The following is a 24,675-nucleotide window of genomic DNA, read 5'->3' on the forward strand; positions in this document are numbered from 1 at the left end:
CATCTAAAATTATACACCAAATTACACACATACTGCACGATTAAAAATGCGACTGCTACTGCTTAGCAAGGCTCAATCTATCATAAATAAAATCCTGCTCTACAGCTGCTCCAATAGAGTTTTTGCTAGCGCGCCAGCAATATTAACTTCCGTGGTTTGTTGCAGGGCTTTCCAGGAAGGGATGCTATTGACCTCGAGCACTTGAAACCCTTGTGCTGGTGTTTGGATGATGTCCACGCCGCCATAGTCAACCGCGACAGCTTGGGTTGCTTGACAGGCTAAGGTGCCTATTTCTCTCTCTAAAGGGGCAGGAAAATATTGAGCGCCCCGCGCTACGTTGGTGATCCAGTCTTGGCCACGGCGAACCATTGCGGCAATAGGGCGGTGACCGATTACAAAGACCCGCCAGTCCTGCCAAATATTAGGCTGAGCCGGCCGTATGAATTCTTGCAGATAGTAAAGATCTCCCGTCGCTTCGTAGGCGTCCAGATCGGCAGGCTTGCTTATGCGGATAATGCCTTGCCCTTGGCAACCAAATAACGGCTTAAGAACAAGTTCGCGCCTTTCCTGCTGCGCCTGGGCACTGAGATGGCGAGCCTGCGCTAAATCTTCGCACGCCCAGGCCCGTGGTGTAGGAACTCTTCTGTGGCGCAGGAGCAGCGAAGTCCGCGCTTTGTCCACTGTGCGTTCAATGGCGAAGGCAGTGTTCAATACGGGAATCCCAAATTCAGCCAAAGTGTGCAAGATATCTAACCGCAAGGTAATTTGTTCGAAGCTCCCAGCGGCAATACCACGGACTATTGCTGCATCCGGTAGGCCACTCCCAAGGCCAGGGATGTGGAGTCCAGAGGGCGAATCCAGATCAATTCGGCATTGGGCCAAAGTCGAACGAATAATAGCAACCCCTTGGGGCGCTAGGGCTGCTTCTAGCTGTTCGCTATGCCAACCGTGGCTATTGTTAAAGATGACAATCCGGAGCATGGGGAGATAGGCTGGTCTTATCACCTGCAAGCTTCCGCCGGTTTTTTTTGAAATCAACCATTAACATGCCGGAACACAAAAGCATTAGAACGATGAGGTCAACCATTCCAGCACTTGATTTTGACGCCGTCGAATCAACTGCTGACAGGTTTCGATGCTGGTTGCCATGGCATGGATGGAGCAAAGGGGTTCTTCCCGCTTAATTAGGGTATTTTCAGCCGGGAGGTCAATGCAAAAAGCTGGCCAGACTATATTAGGGGGCACTCGCCACGGATGAGGAGAATAGAGGATGGAAAAGGCCCGTGCAACAGCCATGGGGGCTATCCGTATGGGAAGAGGGGTGCCTAGGCAAGCTTCGACATGGGCGTCAAAGGGGTTAAAACGATCTTGATACAGATCCAGGGAAGCAGGGGGGCGAGGGTTAATTTCTAGAACCTGAATCCCCTGCGATCCATGGATAAAATCCAGACCGTTAAGACCACGCAGACCTGTGGCTGTCACAATTGCTTGTAGATAGTTTCGTAAAAGGGCGCCAGCAGATGGAGTCAAATTCAGGGGAGCAGCAATTCCGCCATAGCGGTAAGGCATGGCGGGAGTAGGGGCAAGCCATAGATAATGATAGCCGAGGATTTGTACTTCCTTGCCATTAGCAAGGAATAACACTGATCCCGGCTGCCCTTCCAGTTTACGCTGATAATAGTAAGGGACGGGGGCGGAAGTGGCCCATCCTTGGCGTATCCAAAGTTGTTGCCGACGGGTGCTTGGTACTGTAGCCGGGAATATATGATGACCACCCGTGCCGCCAATAGCCTTGCATAGCCATCCTAGAGGATTATCGGGGAGTTGAAGCTGGATTTCTGGTGCTGGAATCGCAAGCTTCCCAAGCAAGGGAAAAAAACGGCGAGGATCTTTGAGTAAGCGGACACAGTGAGGCGTATTCCCTAGCAATACTCCCCTACGGCTCAATTCTTCCATGATGTCAGGACGGTTTTCAAAGCCGCTGCCGAAGATTAGGCCCACTGGATATTTTTCCGCCTCAATAAACCGCACTATCTTTTGGCGCCAATGTTTCACATTAGCACCAGAAAAAATCCGTATCCAGGCAAGCGCGGCTTGGCGGGTTTCTCTATCCCCGTAGTTATCGGCAACCACTACCCGATATCCGCTTGCAGCTGCGGATTGAGCAAGCGCCCGCCCGTTATTGGCTAGAATGAGGATGGGGTGGAGTTGGCTCCACCCCCCTTGATTACAGCGAATTCCGAGCTTATTAGAAGGCGCTCGTTGGAGTTTCGCCATGACTGATAGCAATTCTGTTCCTACAAAATTTCATCCGTCTGACAAATTCGCGGTTCCTCGCAGTCTTCGGCGAAGGGGTGCCTTGGCCTCCGTTGGTTGGCTCCTCTCGCGCTTTCACTTCGCCTGTCTGCGCGCGGGCACGCTCGCTGGGGGTCGGAATACATCCCTGTATTCCGCCAAAGTTTGAATATCCTGTTATCACCAGGGCGGTTAGAATCCCTATGAAAGAGATTCCAGGATAGGGGAAATCTAGGTTGCAGCGGCCTGATAAGAAGCAGCCTCCCGGCTATCATTATGAAGATGGGAGAGCACGGCATCCAGGCTTTCCTTGGCGTCACCAAACAGCATCCGTGTGTTATCTTTATAAAATAATGGGTTGTCTACGCCAGCGTAACCTGTGGCCATGCCTCGTTTTAGGACGATGGTTGTTTTTGCCTTCCATACTTCAAGCACCGGCATGCCTGCAATAGGACTATCAGGGCTATCCTGAGCCGAAGGATTGACGATATCGTTGGCCCCAATCACTATCACCACATCTGTGTTGGGAAAATCCTGGTTAATTTCATCCATCTCTAGGACGATGTCATAGGGTACCTTGGCCTCGGCAAGCAGCACGTTCATGTGACCTGGCATGCGCCCGGCAACGGGGTGGATTGCAAACCGTACGTTGATATTTTGCTTGCGCAATAATTTGGTGATTTCATAAACGGTATGCTGAGCATGGGCTACCGCCATGCCGTAGCCCGGAACGATGATAATGTTTTTAGCAGCTTCCAAGAGATGGGTGGTCTCTTCAGCGGTAATGGCGTTGACTTCGCTCGTACCGCCAGCGACGGGGGCGGTAGCACTACCTCCTTCCGTGCCGAACCCTCCCATTATCACGCTAATGAAATTGCGATTCATTGCTCGGCACATGATATAACTTAGGATAGCGCCACTGCTGCCCACCAGCGCGCCTGTCACGATGAGCAAATCATTTGCAAGCATGAAGCCAGTGGCGGCCGCCGCCCATCCTGAATAACTGTTAAGCATGGAGATAACCACGGGCATGTCTGCCCCGCCAATAGTCATCACCATATGAACGCCAAACCCCAGGGCAATCACTGTCATAAGAAACAGGAAGAGTAGCCCGCTTCCCATCGATTCGGCCCCTACAAAGGCTTTACCTAGCCAGATTGCCAGAATCAGAAGCCCTAGATTCAACCAGTGGCGGGCAGGTAGCAACAACGGCTTGCCATTGATGCGTCCGCTCAGTTTACCAAACGCAATGACGGAACCGGAACAGGTGAGCGCGCCAATCAGTACGCCGAGATAAGTTTCAACGTCATGAATGGTTTTTTCAACACCCATAAGGTGATTATCCGCGGCAATGAAATTGGTATAGCCCACCAGCACGGCGGCAAGACCCACAAAACTATGCAGTATGGCAACCAGCTCCGGCATTTGAGTCATTTTGACCTGCTGGGCCACTTTAACCCCCACGACGGCACCCATAGCCATGGTGATAATCAATACTATATAGGCGCCGATGCCGACCACCGCCTCGCTGAGGATAGTAGCGAGAACAGCAATGGTCATACCGACCATCCCATAGATATTACCGCGCCGGGCCGTTTCTTGGTGGCTTAGGCCGCCCAAGCTTAAAATGAATAGGATAGCGGCGCCAATATAGGCCATAGTAACCAAACCTTGGGACATGATACTGGCCTCCTATTTCCTGAACATCCGCAGCATACGCTGGGTTACGAGAAAACCGCCAGCAATATTAATGCTGGTGATCAAGATGGCGATTCCGGCAAGGAGCGCGATCAGGATGCCGGATTTAGACACCTGAATTAATGCCCCAATGACGATAATGCTACTGATAGCGTTGGTGACGCTCATTAACGGTGTGTGCAAAGAGGGTGTTACATTCCAGATAACTTGATAGCCCACGAAGCACGCTAGTACGAATACGGTAAAATGGGACATAAAAGAGGGAGGGGCCACTGTCCCCAAGCCCCATAAACCAAGTCCGCCTAGGGCCATGATTAGGGCAATTCGCCACTCCTTGGGGAATTTCAATTTTCCTTTTACCTCTGCTGGGGAAGAAGGTGCCGGCTGCGTTTTAGCTGGTTGGGATGCAGGCGCGGCGGATATTTTAGGCGGTGGCGGAGGCCAGGTGATTTCCCCTTCTTTGATGACGGTAAGACCTCGGATGACTTCATCCTCCATATTCAAATGGATCGTGCCATCTTTCTCGGGACATAATTCTTCCAGTAAGTGGCGCAAGTTGGTCGCATATAATTGGCTCGATTGGGTCGAGAGGCGGCTGGGTAAATCCGTATAACCAATAATGGTCACGCCGTGTTTAACGACGACTTCATCAGGCGTTGTTAAAGCGCAATTGCCTCCCTGCTCGGCTGCCAGGTCAACGATAACACTGCCTTCTTTCATGGACTTCACCATCTCTTCGGTGATGAGTTCAGGCGCTTTTTTACCAGGGATTAAGGCGGTGGTGAGGATAATATCTACTTCTTTGGCTTGCTGAGTAAAGAGCTCCATTTCCGCTTGGATAAATTCCGGAGTCATTTCCTTGGCATAACCGCCTTCCCCAGCGCTTTCTTCCGCAAATTTGAGTTCTAGAAACTCGGCGCCCATGCTTTGGACTTGCTCCTTAACTTCAGGCCGGGTATCAAAGGCCCGCACTATGGCGCCTAATCCTGCGGCGGTGCCGATAGCTGAAAGTCCTGCCACGCCCGCGCCAATGACTAAAATCTTGGCTGGGGGGATTTTTCCGGCGGCGGTGATTTGCCCGGCGAAGAAGCGGCCAAAATGATGAGAAGCTTCGATAACGGCGCGGTAGCCCGCAATATTAGCCATTGAGCTAAGGGGGTCAAGTTTTTGTGCGCGAGAGATTCGCGGCACGCTGTCCATGGCCAGAACAGTGCTTTTTTTGGCCGCTAAGCGATCCAATAGCTCCTTGTTTTGGGCTGGCCAGATAAAGCTGATCAGGTAACCGCCTTCCTGCAATAGCTCTACTTCATCAACGCCTAATTCGGGATGTACCGCCGGGGCACGGACTTTGAGGATGATATCCGAGGTTGACCATAAAGAGCGGGTATCCTCAATGATTTCAGCCCCTGCTTCTCGGTAAGCGGCATCGGAAAAATTGGCATTGAGGCCAGCGCCTGATTCCAGGACAACCGAAAATCCTAGCTTTTGCAGGCGCTCAGCCGTATCTGGGGTAGTTGCTACCCGCTTCTCTCCCCTATGAATTTCTTTAGGAATTCCTATTCGCATTTTTATTACTCCTGCCTATCGGTAAAAAATTATCGCATACTTGCCAAACTTTGCAATTCTTGACTATCCCGCAAGGTATTTGCTAACGGTTCGGTTTTGCTAGCTAATAGCTCTAAATTCTAAAGCCGGAAATAGCTTATGATACAGAGTTTATTGCGCTGGAAATTGTCTACCATAAGGCAGGCTCTAAATGAGCTGTGAGAAGTCAAGGTGGTGAATGAATTCAGGTGAAAATATAAACTACTTCTTATTGCTGCCCAGTGGTACCAATAGCCTCCTTGGTCTTCCGGAAAACCCGCTGAATGGCACCATGGGTATGTTTGACCTTTTTGTCTAATTCGGTGAGATTTGTGGGTTTGCCAACCACGATGGCTCCCGCCATACCAAAACTGAGATGGGGGTTACATTCGTATAGGTAAATGCCTTCTTCTTCCAGGGTGATGCTAAAATCTTGCCCCATCTGGGATTGCCAAGGTTTAGCCGCTTGGGGGATAAGGCTATTGATGGATTTAGTATTATGAGCGGGCATATTGATCCAGGTAATGGTATCGCCAGGTTCAGCAAAGACTATTATCGGATTAAATGCCGTTCCTATTGACTTAATGATATGGGTCTCGGCAATGGCCATGACAGAGAAGGTTAAGGCCAAAATCAATGTTACACTTAATAAAGCGTTTTTGATGTTTACCATATAACTATTCCAATCTGCTTATTTGACTCAAACGGAGAGCCCAATCTTTATGAGGAGGATGATCCTACAGGTAATGTCCCTATACAGCCTAAGTTTTTGCGCTTTCAATTAAATAGAGGAGAGAGGTTTAGGTATCCTAAAAAGCCATTTTTCAAGTTAGAGCATTTACTAGCAAGGGTTGCGGCGTATCAGTTGATATTTTAGTTATCTCTGTCGAGGGAAAGTTCCTTATAAAATTTTCCAAGCGGGAGGGAAGGTCTCTTGTTAAAATACTCAGCTAGTTATTCGGTATTTAGTTCATAAAGCAGGTAATTTTTACGATGACAGTTTGTACCCGTTTTGCCCCTAGCCCGACTGGCTATTTGCATGTAGGGGGTGTCCGCACGGCCCTTTTCTCCTGGCTTTATGCACGCAAACATGGTGGTCGTTTTATCTTACGCATAGAGGATACGGACCGGGAGCGGTCCTCTATTGAGTCGGTTAATGCCATCCTTGAAGGAATGACCTGGCTAGGTTTGGAGTACGATGAGGGGCCTTTCTACCAAACTGATCGTTTCTCCCGCTACCGGGAAATTATTGAGCAATTACTAGCTTCCAGCCATGCTTACCTTTGTTATTGCAGCCGGGAAGAACTTGAGAGCATGCGTGCTGAGCAAATAGCGCGTAAGGAGAAACCTCGTTACGATGGACGGTGCCGGGAACGGCATTCTCCACGGGAAGGTGTTTCTCCCGTGGTGCGTTTCAAAGCTCCCCTGGAAGGGCGGGTTGTCGTGCGGGATCTCGTGCGTGGTACGGTGATTTTCCAGAATAATGAGTTGGATGACTTAGTACTTGCCCGGGCTGATGGTACCCCCACCTATAACTTAACCGTCGTCGTGGATGATATGGATATGGGGATTACCCAGGTCATTCGAGGTGATGATCACCTTAATAATACCCCCCGTCAGAGCAACATTTTTTATGCACTTGGCAAAGAGCCGCCGGTTTATGCCCATGTGCCTATGATCCTGGGGCCAGACAGACAGCGCCTATCAAAACGTCATGGCGCCGTCAGTGTTATGAATTACCGGGAGGCGGGATATCTACCCGAAGCATTACTGAACTATCTGGTGCGTTTGGGTTGGTCCCATGGAGATCAGGAAATTTTCAGCGTGGCTGAAATGATCAAATTATTTGACCTTGAAGATGTCAATCAGTCTGCTTCTGTTTTTAATCCCGAGAAGCTGCTTTGGCTTAATCAGCAATATATCAAAAATAGTACTCCCGAGCACATTGCTCATCATTTAAGTTGGCATCTAGGTCAGATGGGAATAGACCCATCTGAAGGACCGGAGCTAGCTGCCGTCGTCAAGGCTCAGCAAGAGCGATCAAAAACGCTACTGGAAATGGCTCATAACAGCGCGCCATTTTATCGTGAATTTGAAGTTTATGAGGAAACAGCGGCTAGTAAACATCTGAATGCTTCCGTGCGAGAGCCATTACGGGATCTGCGTGAGCGTTTTAAGAAAGCTCCATCCTGGGTAGCGCCTGCCCTTCACGAAATCCTCCTGGCTACAGTGGAGAGCCATGGTTTGAAATTGGGTAAATTAGCTCAGCCCTTACGGGTTGCAGTCATGGGACGCCCTATTTCACCACCGATTGATGTTACCCTTGAGTTAATGGGGCAAGCAACCACACTAGCTCGCATTGATCGGGCACTTGCCTGGATTAACCATGGTGGTAATACCTAAAAGGAAAGGCCGTGTTCCAGGAAGGGTACGCGCTCTATTCTAGTTTAATAGTGAATTTTCGCCTAACAAAGCCGCTCCCCTGCGATTGATGAACACAGCAGCCAGATAGTGCCCTTTTCCCCCAAAATGAATACCCATGCTTAATAATGCTGAACTGAACTTGTTAATTAAAGCGCATTCAATGCGCTTTACATCGTGCCGAAGTTTGAAGAAGCGCGGACGATTTTAAACCAGGCGATCAGGTACGGTTTGTACCCTGGTCTGGAGTGCCGACAGAATCATTATATTTGTAACCGGCGCAGCGTCAAATTTACCGTTACCTTACCTTCATCGTCGGAATGACGCATCCCATCGTAGGCTGTTGAAGCCGAAAAAAAGAATGCTTGCCCCTGCAGGAAATCACGTTGTTTTTTTGGCAAGTCTAATTTTTATGGAAGGAGGATCTTTTCTTAACCCGTTCGTGCTTTTCAATTTTTTGCTTGATAGGTAAAAGAATTAAGTATATTGGTTTGACAGCCTCTCCATCATGAACTAGGTATTAAACTAGATGTCCCTATTCCTTAGAGGCATTTACGAGTTGAACGTTATATTGTGTAACTAACTTACTCTAGTTTTGCAGCGTTAACCTGCGGGAGGTTACGGTTATGGTTACAACACCTACAGCTATCATTCATAGTCGAGAAAAACGATTAGAGAGAGCCCTTGTAGGAGGATCTATTACAGCGGCTGCCGGCGGGGTAGCCACGATTATTTTATCTATCCTTGGGTTAGTCCATATCGAACCATTGTTAATGGCTCCTATTGCGGCGATTGTCATGGGGACGGGTTTGTTGTCGGAATCTGGCGCTTTAGCGGCTGAGTATTCCGAAATTCTGTCCAAAACCCGACAAAACCGCTGGAGAAAGGTGGAATTTGGCAGCGGTTTCAGTGCGGAAATGCTGGCGGGAATTGCCGTCATCACGCTTGGGATTCTCTCCCTATTAAACCTAGAACCCTTGGTGCTTTTGCCCGTTTCGGTCATTGCCTTAGGTGTATGTTTGCTATTAAGTACGGGAACAAAAGCTTTGTTGAATTCCATGCGCCTTGAAATTCCGGAGAACCATAGGAAAGCGGAAATGGTGGCTCATACGACATTAAGAGGGGCCATCTGGGTGCAGCTTGTAGTTGGTTTGGTGGCTATTGTATTAGGTATTTTGGCACTGGCGGGATGGGTCCCCCCTATCTTAACTCTCGTGGCCATGCTTGCCATTGGTACTTCCATACTTCTAAGCGGCGCGGCGGTGAGCGCTAGAATGCTAAGTGCTTATAGTGCGCATACTCCACCCGAGGAAATTTCCAATAGATCGATATAGAGATAACCCTATTGATTGTGATTGTATGAAGGAGCAAGCAGCATGAACATTACCTCTGATCAAATGCCTATCGAGTCTCACGCGCAATCATCAATTTTATCGGAAAGGTTAAAACGAGGGCTAGTCGGCGGTGCCCTGATGGAAGCAATTACTGGAATAGGCGCCATTACGTTGACTATTATTGGCTTATCTGGCGTGGCGCCAATGACAATGGGCGCTATCGCGGTCATAGTCGTAGGTGTAGGTTTGCTGTCCGAATCGGGAACGTTGATGGCTGAATATCCTGCAATTATGTCCCGGACGCGAAAAAGGTTTAGAGATAGAATAGAATTTAGTACTGGTTTTGGCGCTGAGGCCATCACCGGTATCATTGCCATTGTGTTAGGTATTCTGGTTCTCCTGGGCGCTGAACCTCGGGTGCTTCTGCCTTACGCCGCCATTGTGCTGGGGATAGGTTTGGTGTTGGCCAGCGCGGCTATTTCATTTATCAATTCAGTCAATTTAAACTTCCTGTTAGAGGGCCATGAAGATAGCCATGAGGAACATATTGCTCATACGGCTTTAGGCACGGCCATGGGGGTCCAAGTCGTATTAGGGTTTGCGGTAATAGTGCTAGGAATTCTGGCCCTGGTGGGACTTCATCCAGACCTCACGTTAGTCGCTATCCTGGTAGCCAGTGTTGCGGCATTGATGGACGGAGTTGCTATTAGTGGTCGAGTAATTAGTGCTTCTACGGATTAATGAGAGTTTCCCCCTCATTTTATATCTAGCCACTTTAAATATTATGGGCGCGCTGTCGTTAAAAAACCGGCAGCGCGCCTCCTCATTTTTTATAAATCATTTATCATTGTTCTTGGCTTGTTGCGTTTTTATTTTGTTGCTTAGACATAGCGCCGTGCTCGCCATATTCTGTACCACTATCGCCGCCATGGTCGAAGCTGCGCATCTGCATGGCTTTAAAGTCACGGAATTCATCGGGGTCGATTTTATTATCTTTATTCCGGTCAAGTTGTTTGAAGTATAAGTCTAGATCTTCAAATGCTTGGGCTTCCTCCTTGCTGATGGAATTGTTGCCATCGGAGTCTAATTGAGAGAAGGAAGGCTGCTGCATTTCCATTCGCTCGCTTTTGCTCATCGTTTGCTTGCTATTATTATTGCTATCGCCGCTGCCTTGGGACGACTGTTCCGTTGAACCACTCTCTCCTGCGGAGGGTGATTCTTGGTTTTTCTCGCTTTTCTGTTGCTTAGACATAGCGCCGTGCTCGCCATATTCTGTACCACTATCGCCGCCATGGTCGAAGCTGCGCATCTGCATGGCTTTAAAGTCACGGAATTCATCGGGGTCGATTTTATTATCTTTATTCCGGTCAAGTTGTTTGAAGTATAAGTCTAGATCTTCAAATGCTTGGGCTTCCTCCTTGCTGATGGAATTGTTGCCATCGGAGTCTAATTGAGAGAAGGAAGGCTGCTGCATTTCCATTCGCTCGCTTTTGCTCATCGTTTGCTTGCTATTATTATTGCTATCGCCGCTGCCTTGGGACGACTGTTCCGTTGAACCACTCTCTCCTGCGGAGGGTGATTCTTGGTTTTTCTCGCTTTTCTGTTGCTTAGACATAGCGCCGTGCTCGCCATATTCTGTACCACTATCGCCGCCATGGTCGAAGCTGCGCATCTGCATGGCTTTAAAGTCACGGAATTCATCGGGGTCGATTTTATTATCTTTATTCCGGTCAAGTTGTTTGAAGTATAAGTCTAGATCTTCAAATGCTTGGGCTTCCTCCTTGCTGATGGAATTGTTGCCATCGGAGTCTAATTGAGAGAAGGAAGGCTGCTGCATTTCCATTCGCTCGCTTTTGCTCATCGTTTGCTTGCTATTATTATTGCTATCGCCGCTGCCTTGGGACGACTGTTCCGTTTGGACTGCCCTGTCGTTCTGGTTTGCTGGAGGTATTTGGCTCGAATCTCCACAGCCAACTATTAACAATAGCGAAAGGCTAGTCAGGATAGTGGCTTTCTCTAATTTTTTACTCATAATTTCTTCTCTCCTTCCCTATCATTTGGGTGTAAATCTGGAATTTAAATGAGCGAATTTATCCATAGCTAATGGATAGTTCTGTAAGGTATAGAAGATCTAATCCATGAGTTCCAGAATTTTCTGTACGATGGCTTGTCGCGAGATTCCATATCGCTCTAGCAATTCTTCCGGCTTTCCGGAGCGGGGCTCCGCAGTGATAGCAAGGCGATACACTGGTACCTGGCCGCAGACGGTAGCGGCCACCGCATCGCCAAGACCACCATCGAGCCAATGATCTTCGACGGTAAGGAGTCCTTGGGTTTCATGGGCAGCTTTGGCAAGTGTTTCTTCATCGAGGGGCTTGATGGAATAGGCGTCAATGATCCGGGTGAGGATTCCTCCCTTCTTAAGTTGCTCATAGGCGACAAGCGCTTCATGCACGGTAATGCCCGCCGCGATAATGGTGAATTGGTCCTCTTTTGAGGTACGTAACGTTTTGCTGCCGCCGATGGAGAATGGTTCGTCATTGTTATAAATCACTGGGGTTTTGCCCCGGGTCGTGCGAATATAGACAATACCTTGGGTTTTGGTTGCCTGTTGGGTCAAATGCTCGGCGCTAACTCCATCGCAAGGATACAAAATAGTGCTGCCAGAGACTGCCCGGAACATGGCTAAATCTTCCAGACCCATCTGGGAGGGACCATCTTCGCCAATGGAAACACCGGCATGGCTGCCGCAAAAAATGAGGTGGGCGGGTCGGCTATGGCCCGCCATCCGGATAAAATCATAGGCTCGAGTCAAGAAGCAGGCAAAACTAGTCGCACAGGCAATTTTGCCATAGGCTGCCAGCCCAAGGGCCGCGCCTGCCATATTCTGTTCAGCGATATAACTTTCAAAGAATCGATCGGGGTAGGCTTCAGCGAAATATTCCGTTCGGGTGGAGTTTTTGACATCTCCGTCCAAAACCACGAGTTCGGGAAGAAACTCGCCGAGTTTTTTTAGCGCACTGCCAAAGCCATCCCGGGTAGCAATCTGCTCCCCCAGAGAGTAATTAACAGGGAGCGGAGGCGCTGGCTTCGATTGGGGGGGAGGCGTGTAGTGGCCTACACGGCGAGAGTCCACAGGAGCGACAGCTTGGTCTTCGCCGAGCTCCGCCAGGGCTTTTTCCATTTCTTCCCGATTCAGGGGCTTGCCATGCCAGCCTTCTTTACCTTCTAGAAAGGAGACCCCTTTTCCTTTCTCGGTCTTGGCAATAATAGCCGTCGGTCCAGTTTTTTTAGCTTGCTCCAGGGCACTGAGAATAGCTCCCAGATCGTGGCCATCAACGGTGATGGCTTCCCAACCAAAGGATTGAAAACGGCGGCTAAATACGTCGGTATCATGTTGGTAGGGTGCGGGGTCGCTCTGAGCCAGGGCATTTACATCCACAATGGCCACCAGATTGGACAGGTGGTTTAAAGAGGCGAATTGAGCAGCCTCCCAAACGGAACCCTCCGAACATTCTCCATCACCAAGCAGACAGTAGATTCGGGCATCAACATCGTCCAAGCGATTGGCCAGCGCTATGCCATTGGCTGCCGCTAGACCCTGGCCCAACGAGCCAGTAGCTACCTTGACCCACGGGTTGTTGGGCGTGGGATGGCCTTCCAGGGAACTGCCCCATTTACGCAGGGAGAGGGGATCTTCATTGATGGCTTTCGCTTCCCACAGAGCGGCCCATAGGATAGGGGCGGCATGGCCTTTGGAGAGAATAAAGGCGTCCACATTACGGGCTTTGGGATCGCTAGGGTCCCAGCGCATTTCATGAAAAAACAAGGCAGTGACGATTTCCGCGCAGGAGAGACAGGAAGTGGGATGACCCGAGCCGGCTTCGGTGGTCATCCGGATAACCAGGCGGCGTAGTTGTTGGGCTGTCTCCTGGAGCGGTTTCATTGTTTGCCGGCTTTGGCGGTGCTCGCATTTGGCTTCCAACATTGCTAGCAGAGCGTCGTAGGGATCGATAAATTTCTGCACCCCCTCATTTTCCAGCTGGGCGGTGACTAAATTTAAATCAATGCCAATTTTTTCCAGATCGGCAAAAACTTTTCGAGATTCTTCAATATTTTCTTCTACCGTTTCTTTAACGATACCGTGGTCGGCAAAAGCTTTAATTGTTTTTTCCGGCAGGGTGTTGACGGTGTAAGGGCCAATGAGAGGTTCGACGTACATGACATCCCGGTAAGCCGGATTCTTGGTGCTAGTGCTGGCCCAGAGCATGCGCTGTACTTGGGCACCTTTGCCTGCAAGCGTTTTCCAGCGTTCACTTTGGAGAATTTCCTTGAAACGCTGGTAAGCTAATTTGGCGTTGGCAATGGCCACCTTGCCTCGTAGGTTTTCCGGATGAGGCGCTGAAGGGGATCTTCCCTCTGGTGGAATGCGGTGGCCTAGGAGTTGGTCGGCCAGTACGTCGATCCGGCTTAGAAAGAAGCTGGCTACCGAGGCGATGTTCTCTACAGCTTGGCCCGCCTCAAGGCGCCGTTCCAGTGCTCTGAGATAGGCTTCGGCCACGGCCTGGTAATGGTCGATGGAAAATAGCAGAGTAATGTTGATATTGATTCCCTCGAAGAGTAATTCTTCAATAGCGGGCACACCCGCGGTAGTGCCGGGAATTTTGATAAATAAATTGGGCCGATCCACCGTTTGCCATAGGCGCCGGGCTTCCTGAATAGACCCTTCGGTATCATGAGCAAGATAGGGTGAAACTTCAAGGCTGACAAAACCATCCTGGCCCTTTCGCTCTTTATAGACAGGATGGAGAATATCGCAGGCATCCTGGATATCAGTGGTGACCAGGGCTTCGTAAATTTCAATTTTAGAACGGCCCTCTCCGAGTAAGGTTTCAATCTGTGGGTCGTAATCATCGCTGTTAGCAATGGCTTTATGGAAAATACTGGGATTGGAGGTGACCCCGCCCAGACCTTGTTCTTCAACCCGGTGCTTTAATTCTCCGTTTTTTATCATCCGCCGGGTAAGGTTATCGATCCAGTAACTTTGTCCGAATTCCAGTAGCTTTAGAAGAGAATCCATCATTGACCTCCTGGTTTTTTAAGCGTTCCAATTCGAATGGTGGTTCGAATAAGGGCGTCTATGCTGAAAACCCATATCAAGGCAACTAAGCATCCTCCTAGGATGTCGGAAGGATAGTGGACTTGAAGGTATAGCCTTGATGTGGAGACACATAAAACGAGTACGGTTAATAGTATAGACGCTGGCCATTGCCAGCGCGGCCGGATTCGAGAAATGATCAGAAAAACGGAGAGGGCAAAGGCAGCTACCTGGGTTGTATGCCCGCTGGGGAAGGAGAATCCGCCATATATCTCTAGGGGTGGAAATAATATCGGTCGTTCTCGAACCATTAAAGTTTTTATCATCTTAGTCATAAGACTGGCGCCGCTGAAACCTATCCCCATAAGCAGCGCAGCCGGATAATAGCGGTAGCGAATCAGGACGACTGCAATGCCGGTACTGATGGGAAGAAGTACAAAGCTGGAGCCGGCCCAAGTGCTCCAAAGAAAAAAATTATCCAACAATAAAGTGCGGTGTTTAGCCAAGAAATTTAGGATCGGTGCATCGAACCAAAGTTCTCCATGTTGGTGGAGGTAGTGCGCAAGTATGATAAAAGACACAATGCCGCCTGCAATCACTATACTGTAGCGCAAGATGCTCATTAAGCAATTATATGGAACGGATTTATGCCAGAATTGAATTTGTTTTTTCACTACAATCTCGCTGTTTGATAAACATAATACCCAACCAATATTTTCCAGATTGGCAAGGTATTTTATTTTATTTTCGCTATGCTTAAGTTTTAACTGTAGTAAAAAATAGTGGCCAGTGCGTCCTGCCATAATTTTTCTGTTCGTTTTAACCATCGTAGAGAAAATAGGCTGTCAAAGTTTGAGGAGCTTTTTTGAGGAGTTTTAAGGATGGAAAGACCTGCTGTTACCTTTAATAGGGCACGCGCCGTATTATTATTGGTAGATATTCAACCGGATTTTCTGCCTGGAGGCGGACTTCCGGTAGCAGATGGCGACCAAATTATTGAGCCAGTGCGTTTCCTGATGGAATCCGATAAATTTTGTCATTACGTGGCGACTCAGGATTGGCATCCACCTGGTCATATCTCCTTTGCTAGCAGCCATCCAGGGGCTGAACCTATGGCTACCCTTGAAGTCAACGGTTACGCCCAGACCCTATGGCCCGATCACTGTATCCAGGGAACCTCAGGCGCTGAACTTCATGGAGACCTACCCTGGGAAAAGGTGGCGGCCATTATACGTAAGGGAACTGATCCAGAGAGCGATTCTTATAGCGGATTTCATAATAACTGGAATTCCGCGGGCGAGCGTCCTGCTACCGGATTAGCGGGTTATTTGCGGGAGCGGGGCGTGGAAGAATTATTTATCTGCGGCCTTGCCCGCGATGTTTGCATAAAATGGACCGCTGAAGATGGCGCGAATGCCGGTTTTAATGTTTACGTGCTATGGGATCTTACCCGCCCCGTGGAACCTTCTTCCGATGATCAGGTACGCCAGGAGCTTATAGCCCATGATGTTAAGATTGTTGGTTTGGAACAACTTGTTAAATGTTGATATAGAAGCATTATTTTCGGTAAAGGTGATTCTTAAGCATGCTTTCTCTTGCCGGTATTGAGCTAATTATGGGAATAAATGGGACTACAATATGTTAGTCTTTAATAAACAATAAAGCCGTAGCTTTTTGATACCATCTACATTGGTAATTTTAGTCTTGGTCCTAACTTGTTAGGAGTTGCTTATGGATAATGAAAAGCAGGCCTCTCCACCTCCGGCAGCGCCCGCCCTTAATTGGCGCTATCTACTCTGGATAATCCTCTTGGGTATTTTTCTAATGTCCTGGCTTGCCAATGGAGGCCGCCAGGCGGGAGATGAAATTACTTATACGGAATTTAAGCAAGCCTTACGTCAAGGAAAGATTGCAAAAGTTACCCTTGAGGGTCAGCATATTTCAGGTACCTATCATGAAGGCAGTGGAAATATCCAGCCAGAGAGCAAGGAATCTAAGGGATTTTCTACGATGCGTCCCCCCTTTGATGATCCAGAATTGATGAAATTGCTGGAGCAAAAAGGAGTAACCGTGCAAGCGGAGAGCCAGGAACCTTCCTTGTGGATGCAGGCTATCATTGGAATACTGCCTTGGTTCTTGATACTGGGTCTGCTTTTTTATGTCTCCTATAGGATGCAGCAACGCATGATGGGAGGAGGTCGTGGAGGTGGCCCTTTTGGTTTTGGTAAGGCACCGGTAAAGCGCTTTCGCGAGGGGAGTATAGGGGTTACTTTTGAAGACGTTGCCGGGGTGGAAAATGCAAAGCGCGATCTGCGGGAAATTGTCGATTATCTGAAGGAACCAGGACAGTTCAAAGCGGTAGGCGCCAAGATTCCCAAAGGTATTCTTTTGGTAGGCCGCCCTGGGACGGGAAAAACGCTCTTGGCCAGGGCAGTAGCCGGCGAAGCGGGAGTTCCTTTTTATAGTATTAGCGGTTCGGATTTTATAGAGATGTTTGTTGGCGTGGGAGCAGCTCGGGTGCGGGATATGTTTAAGGCTGCTAAGGAAGAAGCGCCTTCGATTTTATTTATTGATGAAATCGATTCCGTGGGACGAGCCCGGGGGACGGGACTTGGAGGTGGCCATGATGAACGGGAGCAGACTTTAAATCAAATCTTGGGCGAAATGGACGGTTTTGCGGCCCATGAGAATGTCGTGGTTTTAGCGGCGACTAACCGTCCTGACGTGCTTGATCCCGCTTTGCTTAGACCGGGAAGGTTTGACCGTAAAGTCGTTCTCGATCTTCCCGATAAAAAAGCCCGTCAACGGGTATTGGAAGTTCATACCAAGAACGTTCCCCTTGCTGCTGACGTGGATTTGGAGCAAGTCGCTAGGCGTACGGTGGGTTTTTCTGGGGCTGATCTTGCCAATTTGGTGAATGAAGCCGCCTTGCTGACTGGACGGGAGCGCAAAAAGCAGGTGGACATGGACATGTTCAACCTTGCCAGGGATAAAATCGTGCTGGGCGCTGAGCGGGAAACGATTTTAGGCGAGGAGGATAAAAAACTCGTGGCTTACCATGAATCGGGTCATGCCTTGATGGCTTGGTTATTACCCGAGGCTGACCCCCTGCATCAAGTCAGTATTATTCCTCGTGGTATGGCTTTAGGCGTGACGGAACAAACCCCAGAAGAAGAACGGCATAGTTTGTCGCGGGCTTATTTGCTTGCTCGGCTGGGGGTGATGCTCGGGGGGCGTGTCTCGGAGAAAATCATTTTTGGTGATGTGACCTCGGGGGCTGAATCCGATCTTAAACAGGCGACTCAATTGGCTCGCCGTATGGTTTGCCAATGGGGAATGAGCGATAAAATTGGGCCGGCTTTTTTCCCACGGGGTGAAGAGCATGTTTTTCTGGGCCGGGAATTAGCCCAACAGCGGGATTTTAGTGAGCAGACGGCTCAAGTTATTGATGATGAAATCCGGCGTATCCTGAGTGAAGTGGAAAAGAAGGCTGAGAATTTGCTTCAGAAACACCGGGCTAAGCTTGAGGCGCTAGCGGAAGCTCTTATCGAGGCCGAGACTCTTAGCTTGGAGGAAGTGCAAAGAATCTTCAAGAATGTTAAAGAACTCCCGCGGGAACGTCGTAATGAAACGGCTGCTACAGGTTCTGGGTGAAAATATTAAAACCGTTATTAATCGGACTCTCTAGCTAAAAAAGCATTAGAATTTTTGGTTGAAAAATTGACTACTTTATTTAAATCTTCCTTTCCATCTATTTCGCTAATGAGATTAAGGCGGTTGTAAAGTGTCTTTAAACTGATACCCAGACATTGCGCCGTTTGCTTTTTATCTCCTTTAAAGTGATCGAGCGTGGCGGGTATCAGATTTTTTTCTATATCTTCAATAGATAAACCCACAAGGGAATAGACTAGCTTGTCCTGATAGGAGGGGGTACTCTGCCACTGCCCCCTATGGAATTTCCTCTCATCTATCTCATCATTTGCCAGGATGAAAGCATGATGAATGGCATGGCGTAATTCCCGTACGTTTCCGGGCCAACTATTGTTAGAGATAAATTGCAAGGCATCGTTTGTGAATCGCTTGTTCTCTTCATAAGTTTCATTAAAGCTCTCTAGGAAATAGTGGGCCAGTAATATAGCATCTTCGTCCCGATCCCGAAGCGGAGCAAGATAGAGAGGGAATTCCGCTAATCGGAAAAACAGATCAGGGCGTAGTTTACCCCGCTCAACGGCTTGCCAAGGATCAATATTGGTTGTGGCAATCACTCGCGGATTTGTTTTTATTTCTTGATGACCCCCAACCCGCCTAAAGGTACCGGTTTCCAAGGCGCGCAGTAGATAGACCTGAAAACTTAATGGCATTTCAGTAATTTCATCCAGCAGAAGCGTTCCACCGTCCGCCTGTTCAAAATAACCCTGATGCTGGTAGATAGCGCCTGTGAAGCTGCCTTTCTCATGCCCAAATAATTCGGTGTTCAATAACTCCCGGGGCAAGGCACCACAATTTACCGAAATAAAGGGGCTTGTGCGGCGATTACTGAGGTCATGTATCATACGCGCCGCCAGTTCTTTTCCTGTACCGCTTTCACCGTATAGCAATACGGCTGCCTCCAAGGGTGCCACCTTTTGTATGGCGTTTTGCAGGTTGCGCGTTGCTTTTGAGAGGCCTACCATGTGACTGGTTTCGTTTAAATATTTCATCACCTTAGTAAATATTCTCCAAATGCTGAAAAGTTATAACCGCAGCTTCTTATCCTTTCCTAATAAAAAGAAGATCTAATCTATCTCATCATTTTAGGTAACCCACGAGGTAGTAGTAAATAAGGATTTACCCTAATTGCCGTTGGAAGGATTAATTTTTAACATTAGGGTATCTTGTACGCTTATGGAGGAATATTTGTGGCTGTTCAGGTTAGAGTTCGGTCGCTGAAAATATTTTCTAAAAACTTGAAAAATGATTATGGGTGGACTATAAATTTTTAAGCCTGCTCGTTAGGAAGCAGCTAAAAAGATTTTTATTATTGAGTAAATACAAAGGAGATAAAATTATGCCTGTTAATTGGGATCAAATTGAAGGTAATTGGAAACAATTCAAGGGCCACGTCAGACAGAAATGGGGCAAACTCACGGACGATGAGATTGATGAAGCTGCTGGTAATAAGGATATTCTGGCGGGTAAGATACAAGAACGTTACGGAATAGAAAGAGAAGAAGCAGAAAAAGAGGTAGAAGACTTTAAAAATAGTTTGTAGAGGAGATAAATTTTGTGGCGGCATGGTGGTATGCCGCCACTTTGTTAGTGTCATTTTTATAGGGCATCTTATCCAACTAAGCCATGCCCTTGATCGTATAAAGATGCCCGTCATTTAGGGCTGACAAGGTAGAAATCAGTAACCAGCATATTTCTGGATTTCTAGGGTAATAATGTTTGGTTCTACTTTTGTCATTCCCAGATGAGTTTATTATTCCTCGGGCTGTTGGTCCTAGGGATAGCTCCCCCGCGCTTATTTTCTAAGTTCGCTGTAAAAGTATTGCCTGCTCACCTGTGAATGCGAGCAACTTTTGCCCTATTTTTTTGTCTGCACGCATGCTTTATCTTCCACCGCAAAAAGGGTAACAGGATATAATTAATAGTCATAAACAGCACCGTATTGCGGAGGAACAAGCGATGTGGCTAGATGATAGAGAGGTTATGCTGGATGAAATTGTCCTTACATGTACGCATCTTGAGCGCGACTATCTAAGTTTGTTAAAACTTACCGAGGAGCCGATGCTAACTCACCTCTTTACTGAATTAGCAAATCAGCATGGAGACTGGGCAGAACAGTTGGAATCTCATATCCGTGAAATGGGAGAGCTACCGAGCGAACTCGATCCGGAAAGGCAGGCAGTAGAGGAGTTAATCACCTATGCCAAAGCAGCCCTATCCAGTCATGAACGGCATACTATTTTAAAAAATCAGAAAGAGAAAGAGGAAAAATTAAAACTACTGGCAAGAGGACTCCTGAAGCAGAAAACCCCTGATAGCACACAATTCCTACTACGCTATATTGAAAAGGGGGTAGAAAAAAACCAATCTCGCTTGCTAGCTGCCCGTTTCCGCTCTTAAAAATCCATTGCTGGTTATCGGCATACCGGCGTGGCTAATTCTTAGTTCTGCCCTTCAAATTATATCCACTAAAGCGTCTCTTATTAGAGACGCTTTAGTGGATATGCGATACCAGCTCGTTTTTATATTATTGTTTTATATATAACTAAATATATTTGGTATTTACCTTGCATTAATTAAATGGGTAGGTTGGGCAACCGTTATTACAAAAGTTTTTTTGTATTTGCTAGGAGGTTTTTATGAATAGGATGAATCAATGTTTCCCAAGCGCTCACGATCACTCTGGAAGCCAGCATAATTTTGAAGCGGCAAGAGTTTTTATCGTTAATAGTGACGAGAAGGCGCAGAGTTCGTTGTGCCGGATGATTGCTTCCGCGGGGTGGCGTACTCAATCCTATTTTTCGGCTGAGTCCTTTTTGGATAAATTTGACCCTACCCACCCAGGCTGCCTATTACTCGATAATCATGTCTCCGAGATGGGCGGCTTATCATTGCAGCAACGATTACGGGACCGGAATAGTTTAACTCCTATTCTTTTTACTTCTTCCCAGGGAACAGTGCCCGAGGCAGTGGAGGCTATCCATGGTGGGGCGGTTAACTTTTTTACCTGGCCCTTGCAAAAGCCATTATTAATAAAAGGTATCCGGGAAAGTATTGAGAAGAGTCAATATCTCCGGGAAGATAAAAAAAAACGGGAAGAAATTACCATAAGGATGATGCGCTTGACTCCACGGGAACGGGAAGTCATGGCGCTAGTATTGAAGGGGCGGCCTAATAAGCTAATTGCCTCCGATCTAGATATTAGTATCAAAACAGTCGAAATTCACCGGGGTCAAGTGATGAGAAAACTTCAAGTGCGGACTCAAGCTGATTTGATCCACTTGGCTTTTTCATACCCAAGTGAAATGGAGCATTGAAATCACTTCCCAATCCCTACTCCCCGCCCTCTGGGCGGGGATTCTTGGATCACCTCACGAACTTTCTGCCTTACTCAGAATCACCCAACTAGAAAGTTTAGTTTTTGGCCTAAAATTTGCTACCGTGAAGCCTTTATAATTAGATCTATTCTTTTATACGTTATTCAAAAGATTTATTTAAGGAATAATCGCCCGTCCTATCGTGTTTGTGTCGGCACCAAACCAGATTGCCCTTTCCGGCGGGTAATAATACATATTCCGAATAGTTTTACCTCCACTGGGTATCGTGGTTTCATTGATAAATTCTTTTGTTTTTGAATCAAATCCGGTGAGGAGGTTTGGACTTAATCCCGTCGCAACAAACCATATGCGATCCCGATCATCAACGCTCATACCGTAAGGCTGGGACTGCTCTCCACCCGGCATGGGCCATTCCTTTATTTTAGCCGTTTCTGGATTGTATTGGCCCAGATAACCACCTTTGTAATCGCCATACCAAACAGTATTATCGGAAGTTATAACCAACCGCCTGGGCAAAGTTTTCTTGCGGGGTAGTTCAATCTCTTCAATAGTAAAGGACTCCGGATCAACCGTAGCTAATTTATGGGTGCCGAATAGGGCAACCCAGGGCCGGTCGTTGGAATCTATGCCGATCCCGTAAGGGCGCGCTCCAGGCGTTAGTGATTCGACGGCTTTTACTTCCCCTGTTTTTACAAATAGTTTACCGATAATGTTACTGTGCTGGGCGGTAAACCATATATCGCCTTTGCTATCAAAGGCCAAGGTATGGGGATCGCGCACGTTATCTGGCATTAGATATTTTTTTGTCTCCCCCGTGGTGGGGTCCAACCGGCCAATATAGCCAAGCGTATTACCCGCATACCAGAGGGTGCCCTGATCATCAATAATTAGGTTATGGGGTCGTTCACCGTCTGTCATATCGATTTTCTTAAACTTGCCTGTAGCAGGATCTAGCATGGCGATGTATCCGTTAAGTTGTCCGCAAAACCAGACTTTTCCATCCGGGGCCACATAAGGATCACGGGGACGGGAATTTTCATAAGGCACTGGCCACTCTTTTATATCTACCGTCACAGATTCTGCTAAGGCGAGATCGTAAAAAAACACAAATAATATAAATGAGTGAGTTAATTTCATTCTGTCGAAACCTCTTGACGATATAATTACTGTTTAGAACAGGTAACGGTTTAATATACGCTCTATAATATAATAAGGTGTCAGGACTGGAATTCATCAGAATAAAATGAAGAAAAAATTTCAATTTCTGCCCCCACCAGCTTATCTGATCCATCGGCCTTTGTGATACCCACGCGAGATAAGGTAGTGAAATCGTGTTTGCAGTAGAATTCTTTATTGTTTGAGCTAAAATTCTAATAAATAGAGCGTTATTTATTGTTGGCTGTTAGTTTTCAACTGATGAATAAGGAGGTAAGGACGGGGTGTTATGGTGAGCGATGGTATTTCTTATTGTGGCCCTTATTGCTGGTATACTTGGTTTTGGAGAAAGCGCGGGCGCGGCGGCGCTGATCGCCAAGTTTTTGTTTTTCTTATTTTTAATAGCTTTTTTAATCTCCCTTGCTGCAGGGCGGAGACCCCGGATGTAATTATCCGCTACTTTCCGTAGCAAGGGTAAACGTTAATTTATGTTGTCTGGAGAAATAAAAAGATGAAGAATCCAATTAAATACATAGGATTTATGTTAATCGTTTTTATGGCCGTTTTAATGCTAGGCTGTGCCGACAGCCCTAAGCAGAGCGCGGGAGGATATGTTGACGATGCCTGGATTACCTCCAAGGTTAAGAGTTCCTTACTCTCCGATCCACTGGTTAGTGGCACTGATGTTGAGGTAAACACTTACCAAGGCGTGGTGCAGCTAAGCGGGTTTGTGGCAACCGAGGAACAATCAGAGGAAGCGGAAAAGATTGCCCGGAGCATTAAAGGAGTCAAGGACGTTGAGAACAGGATCACGGTGAAATAAGAGAATAAATATTTTTCATGGCGGAGAGGTCAGAAAATAAGATTTTCACCGCTCTGGATATTAAAAAGATGCAGCTTGCCTAGATCAAGCTGCATCTCTAATTCCTTTCCTTCCTTAGCGCGGCTTGCCCCATCTAGCCGGACAATGAGTTGCAGGGCGTTATCTTTGAATATCTCAATCGCTAGGTTTTTAGTTAAACTTTGCAGTCGCCCGCTGCTTTCCCCTGGCAGGTTAAAGTGGGCATAGACCTCTGCGCCCATCCACTCAATGACATCGACGGTTGCCTTAAAAGCAGGCAACATTGCTTGCTCCTCTTTCGTGGGATCGACCTCTTGAAAATGTTCAGGCCGAATACCAACAATGATGGCGCCTTGGAAGCTTGCAAGCCGCTCTTGCAGATTAGGCGGGAGTTTAAATTCCGCCATGGGCAACGTGAGTCGATCTTCTTCTACCCGACCGGGGAGAAAATTCATGGCTGGGGAACCCATAAAGCTAGCCACGAATACATTACGGGGAACCATGTAAAGCTCGCGGGGCGTGCCTACTTGTTGCACCTTTCCCTGATGGAGCAAGGCGACTCGGTCGCCTAGGGTCATGGCTTCGCTTTGATCATGAGTTACATAGATGGTGGTTGTATCCAGACGTTTTTGCAAACGTGCTAGTTCGGTACGCATTTGGACTCGGAGTTTAGCGTCCAGGTTCGATAAGGGCTCATCCATTAAGAATGCTTGGGGCTGGCGCACGATGGCCCGGCCCATGGCAACCCGCTGCCGCTGCCCCCCCGATAGGCTAGCGGGTTTACGGCCCAGAAGTTTGGTAAGTTCCAGCATGGCGGCTGCTTGCTTGACCTTTTGCTCAATCTCTTCCTTGGGCCTTTTAGCTAATTTCAGCGGGAAGGCCATGTTCTCCCGCACCGTCATGTGGGGGTAAAGGGCATAACTCTGGAAGACCATGGCCATATTCCGATCCTTGGGATCCAGGGCATTAATTACTCGTCCATCCACTCGAATTTCACCTTGGGTAATGTCCTCAAGTCCCACGATCATATTGAGTAAAGTGGATTTTCCACAGCCCGAGGGACCTACCAGAATAAAGAATTCCCCATCGTGGATAGTCAAGCTAACCTCGCTGAGCGCTTCAGTCCCATCGGAGAAGCGCTTAGTAACCTTGTCAATCATGATCTTTGCCATAATTAATTGCTTGCTGTAAACCTATGGCGTT

At 47.8% G+C, this 24,675-nt stretch carries 21 protein-coding genes; 10 read left to right on the plus strand and 11 right to left on the minus strand.

Going from position 1 to position 24,675, the window contains the following annotated elements:
- Positions 1 to 99: 99 nt before the first annotated feature.
- From NWAT_RS01775 to NWAT_RS01795, 5 genes are all read right to left on the minus strand, one after another.
- Positions 100 to 1,005 (minus strand): ATP-grasp domain-containing protein, encoded by a 906-nt coding sequence (locus NWAT_RS01775; RefSeq protein ID WP_232420178.1) that lies wholly within the window; start codon positions 1,003 to 1,005, stop codon positions 100 to 102.
- A 60-nt stretch (positions 1,006 to 1,065) separates the two neighbouring features.
- The gene (locus NWAT_RS01780; protein WP_013219441.1) at positions 1,066 to 2,277 is read right to left on the minus strand and encodes an ATP-grasp domain-containing protein; all 1,212 of its coding nucleotides are present in this window, start codon (positions 2,275 to 2,277) and stop codon (positions 1,066 to 1,068) included.
- Between the two features lie 249 nt (positions 2,278 to 2,526).
- On the minus strand, positions 2,527 to 3,975 hold the full coding sequence (gene pntB / locus NWAT_RS01785; RefSeq protein ID WP_013219442.1) for a Re/Si-specific NAD(P)(+) transhydrogenase subunit beta: 1,449 nt from the start codon (positions 3,973 to 3,975) through the stop codon (positions 2,527 to 2,529).
- Between the two features lie 12 nt (positions 3,976 to 3,987).
- Positions 3,988 to 5,559: a Re/Si-specific NAD(P)(+) transhydrogenase subunit alpha gene (locus NWAT_RS01790; protein WP_013219443.1), complete on the minus strand. Its 1,572-nt coding sequence runs from the start codon at positions 5,557 to 5,559 to the stop codon at positions 3,988 to 3,990.
- A 247-nt stretch (positions 5,560 to 5,806) separates the two neighbouring features.
- Positions 5,807 to 6,250: a plastocyanin/azurin family copper-binding protein gene (locus NWAT_RS01795; RefSeq protein ID WP_013219444.1), complete on the minus strand. Its 444-nt coding sequence runs from the start codon at positions 6,248 to 6,250 to the stop codon at positions 5,807 to 5,809.
- A 320-nt stretch (positions 6,251 to 6,570) separates the two neighbouring features.
- On the opposite strand from NWAT_RS01795, the gene gltX reads away from it, so the two are divergent.
- The 3 genes from gltX (at position 6,571) to NWAT_RS01810 (ending at position 10,073) form a co-directional block, all read left to right on the plus strand.
- Entirely contained in the window at positions 6,571 to 7,980 is a 1,410-nt protein-coding gene (gene gltX / locus NWAT_RS01800; RefSeq protein WP_013219445.1) for a glutamate--tRNA ligase, read from the plus strand.
- 644 nt (positions 7,981 to 8,624) lie between these two features.
- Positions 8,625 to 9,332, plus strand: coding sequence for a hypothetical protein (locus NWAT_RS01805; protein ID WP_013219446.1), 708 nt, complete (start codon positions 8,625 to 8,627; stop codon positions 9,330 to 9,332).
- Positions 9,333 to 9,374: 42 nt separating this feature from the next.
- Entirely contained in the window at positions 9,375 to 10,073 is a 699-nt protein-coding gene (locus NWAT_RS01810; protein WP_013219447.1) for an NfeD family protein, read from the plus strand.
- Positions 10,074 to 10,176: 103 nt separating this feature from the next.
- On the opposite strand, the gene NWAT_RS17235 is transcribed toward NWAT_RS01810, so the two are convergent.
- The 3 genes from NWAT_RS17235 to NWAT_RS01840 form a co-directional block, all read right to left on the minus strand.
- Positions 10,177 to 11,364 (minus strand): EF-hand domain-containing protein, encoded by a 1,188-nt coding sequence (locus tag NWAT_RS17235; protein ID WP_013219448.1) that lies wholly within the window; start codon positions 11,362 to 11,364, stop codon positions 10,177 to 10,179.
- A 99-nt stretch (positions 11,365 to 11,463) separates the two neighbouring features.
- Positions 11,464 to 14,415, minus strand: a complete 2,952-nt coding sequence (locus tag NWAT_RS15865) for a transketolase (protein ID WP_232420179.1) — start codon at positions 14,413 to 14,415, stop codon at positions 11,464 to 11,466.
- Entirely contained in the window at positions 14,412 to 15,011 is a 600-nt protein-coding gene (locus NWAT_RS01840) for a phosphatase PAP2 family protein (protein WP_232420180.1), read from the minus strand. Before NWAT_RS01840 ends, NWAT_RS15865 begins: the two co-directional genes overlap by 4 nt.
- Before the next feature lie 300 nt (positions 15,012 to 15,311).
- On the opposite strand from NWAT_RS01840, the gene NWAT_RS01845 reads away from it, so the two are divergent.
- Complete coding sequence (locus NWAT_RS01845; RefSeq protein ID WP_013219451.1) at positions 15,312 to 15,977, plus strand: nicotinamidase; 666 nt, start codon at positions 15,312 to 15,314, stop codon at positions 15,975 to 15,977.
- 184 nt (positions 15,978 to 16,161) lie between these two features.
- Complete coding sequence (gene ftsH, locus NWAT_RS01850) at positions 16,162 to 18,084, plus strand: ATP-dependent zinc metalloprotease FtsH (RefSeq protein ID WP_013219452.1); 1,923 nt, start codon at positions 16,162 to 16,164, stop codon at positions 18,082 to 18,084.
- Between the two features lie 17 nt (positions 18,085 to 18,101).
- On the opposite strand, the gene NWAT_RS01855 is transcribed toward ftsH, so the two are convergent.
- Entirely contained in the window at positions 18,102 to 19,130 is a 1,029-nt protein-coding gene (locus tag NWAT_RS01855) for a sigma-54 interaction domain-containing protein (RefSeq protein ID WP_013219453.1), read from the minus strand.
- Between the two features lie 347 nt (positions 19,131 to 19,477).
- On the opposite strand from NWAT_RS01855, the gene NWAT_RS01860 reads away from it, so the two are divergent.
- The 3 genes from NWAT_RS01860 (at position 19,478) to NWAT_RS01870 (ending at position 21,455) form a co-directional block, all read left to right on the plus strand.
- Positions 19,478 to 19,681, plus strand: coding sequence for a CsbD family protein (locus NWAT_RS01860; protein WP_013219454.1), 204 nt, complete (start codon positions 19,478 to 19,480; stop codon positions 19,679 to 19,681).
- 440 nt (positions 19,682 to 20,121) lie between these two features.
- Positions 20,122 to 20,538, plus strand: coding sequence for a DUF2383 domain-containing protein (locus tag NWAT_RS01865; RefSeq protein WP_232420181.1), 417 nt, complete (start codon positions 20,122 to 20,124; stop codon positions 20,536 to 20,538).
- Between the two features lie 239 nt (positions 20,539 to 20,777).
- Positions 20,778 to 21,455, plus strand: coding sequence for a response regulator transcription factor (locus NWAT_RS01870; RefSeq protein WP_013219456.1), 678 nt, complete (start codon positions 20,778 to 20,780; stop codon positions 21,453 to 21,455).
- A 177-nt stretch (positions 21,456 to 21,632) separates the two neighbouring features.
- Here the strand turns inward: NWAT_RS01870 and NWAT_RS01875 are convergent, their stop codons facing one another.
- A complete protein-coding gene (locus NWAT_RS01875; RefSeq protein WP_013219457.1) occupies positions 21,633 to 22,613 on the minus strand; it encodes a Vgb family protein in 981 nt (326 codons plus the stop codon).
- A gap of 317 nt (positions 22,614 to 22,930) precedes the next feature.
- On the opposite strand from NWAT_RS01875, the gene NWAT_RS15870 reads away from it, so the two are divergent.
- Together NWAT_RS15870 and NWAT_RS01885 are read left to right on the plus strand one after the other, a co-directional pair.
- On the plus strand, positions 22,931 to 23,080 hold the full coding sequence (locus NWAT_RS15870) for a DUF1328 family protein (protein ID WP_083781416.1): 150 nt from the start codon (positions 22,931 to 22,933) through the stop codon (positions 23,078 to 23,080).
- Between the two features lie 62 nt (positions 23,081 to 23,142).
- Complete coding sequence (locus NWAT_RS01885) at positions 23,143 to 23,454, plus strand: BON domain-containing protein (RefSeq protein WP_013219459.1); 312 nt, start codon at positions 23,143 to 23,145, stop codon at positions 23,452 to 23,454.
- Between the two features lie 29 nt (positions 23,455 to 23,483).
- Here NWAT_RS01885 and NWAT_RS01890 read toward each other — a convergent pair whose 3' ends face one another.
- Entirely contained in the window at positions 23,484 to 24,644 is a 1,161-nt protein-coding gene (locus NWAT_RS01890; RefSeq protein WP_041350395.1) for an ABC transporter ATP-binding protein, read from the minus strand.
- Positions 24,645 to 24,675 lie beyond the last annotated feature (31 nt).

It is taken from the genome of Nitrosococcus watsonii C-113, from assembly GCF_000143085.1.
Classification (GTDB): domain Bacteria; phylum Pseudomonadota; class Gammaproteobacteria; order Nitrosococcales; family Nitrosococcaceae; genus Nitrosococcus; species Nitrosococcus watsonii.

Bases quoted from the DNA above. Each gene is read 5' to 3' on its own strand.
- NWAT_RS01780 (WP_013219441.1), bottom strand. From the start codon at position 2,277: ATGGCGAAACTCCAACGAGCGCCTTCTAATAAGCTCGGAATTCGCTGT.
- pntB (WP_013219442.1), bottom strand. From the start codon at position 3,975: ATGTCCCAAGGTTTGGTTACTATGGCCTATATTGGCGCCGCTATCCTA.
- NWAT_RS01790 (WP_013219443.1), bottom strand. From the start codon at position 5,559: ATGCGAATAGGAATTCCTAAAGAAATTCATAGGGGAGAGAAGCGGGTA.
- NWAT_RS01795 (WP_013219444.1), bottom strand. From the start codon at position 6,250: ATGGTAAACATCAAAAACGCTTTATTAAGTGTAACATTGATTTTGGCC.
- gltX (WP_013219445.1), top strand. From the start codon at position 6,571: ATGACAGTTTGTACCCGTTTTGCCCCTAGCCCGACTGGCTATTTGCAT.
- NWAT_RS01805 (WP_013219446.1), top strand. From the start codon at position 8,625: ATGGTTACAACACCTACAGCTATCATTCATAGTCGAGAAAAACGATTA.
- NWAT_RS01810 (WP_013219447.1), top strand. From the start codon at position 9,375: ATGAACATTACCTCTGATCAAATGCCTATCGAGTCTCACGCGCAATCA.
- NWAT_RS17235 (WP_013219448.1), bottom strand. From the start codon at position 11,364: ATGAGTAAAAAATTAGAGAAAGCCACTATCCTGACTAGCCTTTCGCTA.
- NWAT_RS15865 (WP_232420179.1), bottom strand. From the start codon at position 14,415: ATGATGGATTCTCTTCTAAAGCTACTGGAATTCGGACAAAGTTACTGG.
- NWAT_RS01845 (WP_013219451.1), top strand. From the start codon at position 15,312: ATGGAAAGACCTGCTGTTACCTTTAATAGGGCACGCGCCGTATTATTA.
- ftsH (WP_013219452.1), top strand. From the start codon at position 16,162: ATGGATAATGAAAAGCAGGCCTCTCCACCTCCGGCAGCGCCCGCCCTT.
- NWAT_RS01855 (WP_013219453.1), bottom strand. From the start codon at position 19,130: ATGAAATATTTAAACGAAACCAGTCACATGGTAGGCCTCTCAAAAGCA.
- NWAT_RS01860 (WP_013219454.1), top strand. From the start codon at position 19,478: ATGCCTGTTAATTGGGATCAAATTGAAGGTAATTGGAAACAATTCAAG.
- NWAT_RS01865 (WP_232420181.1), top strand. From the start codon at position 20,122: ATGCTGGATGAAATTGTCCTTACATGTACGCATCTTGAGCGCGACTAT.
- NWAT_RS01870 (WP_013219456.1), top strand. From the start codon at position 20,778: ATGAATAGGATGAATCAATGTTTCCCAAGCGCTCACGATCACTCTGGA.
- NWAT_RS01875 (WP_013219457.1), bottom strand. From the start codon at position 22,613: ATGAAATTAACTCACTCATTTATATTATTTGTGTTTTTTTACGATCTC.
- NWAT_RS15870 (WP_083781416.1), top strand. From the start codon at position 22,931: ATGGTATTTCTTATTGTGGCCCTTATTGCTGGTATACTTGGTTTTGGA.
- NWAT_RS01885 (WP_013219459.1), top strand. From the start codon at position 23,143: ATGAAGAATCCAATTAAATACATAGGATTTATGTTAATCGTTTTTATG.
- NWAT_RS01890 (WP_041350395.1), bottom strand. From the start codon at position 24,644: ATGGCAAAGATCATGATTGACAAGGTTACTAAGCGCTTCTCCGATGGG.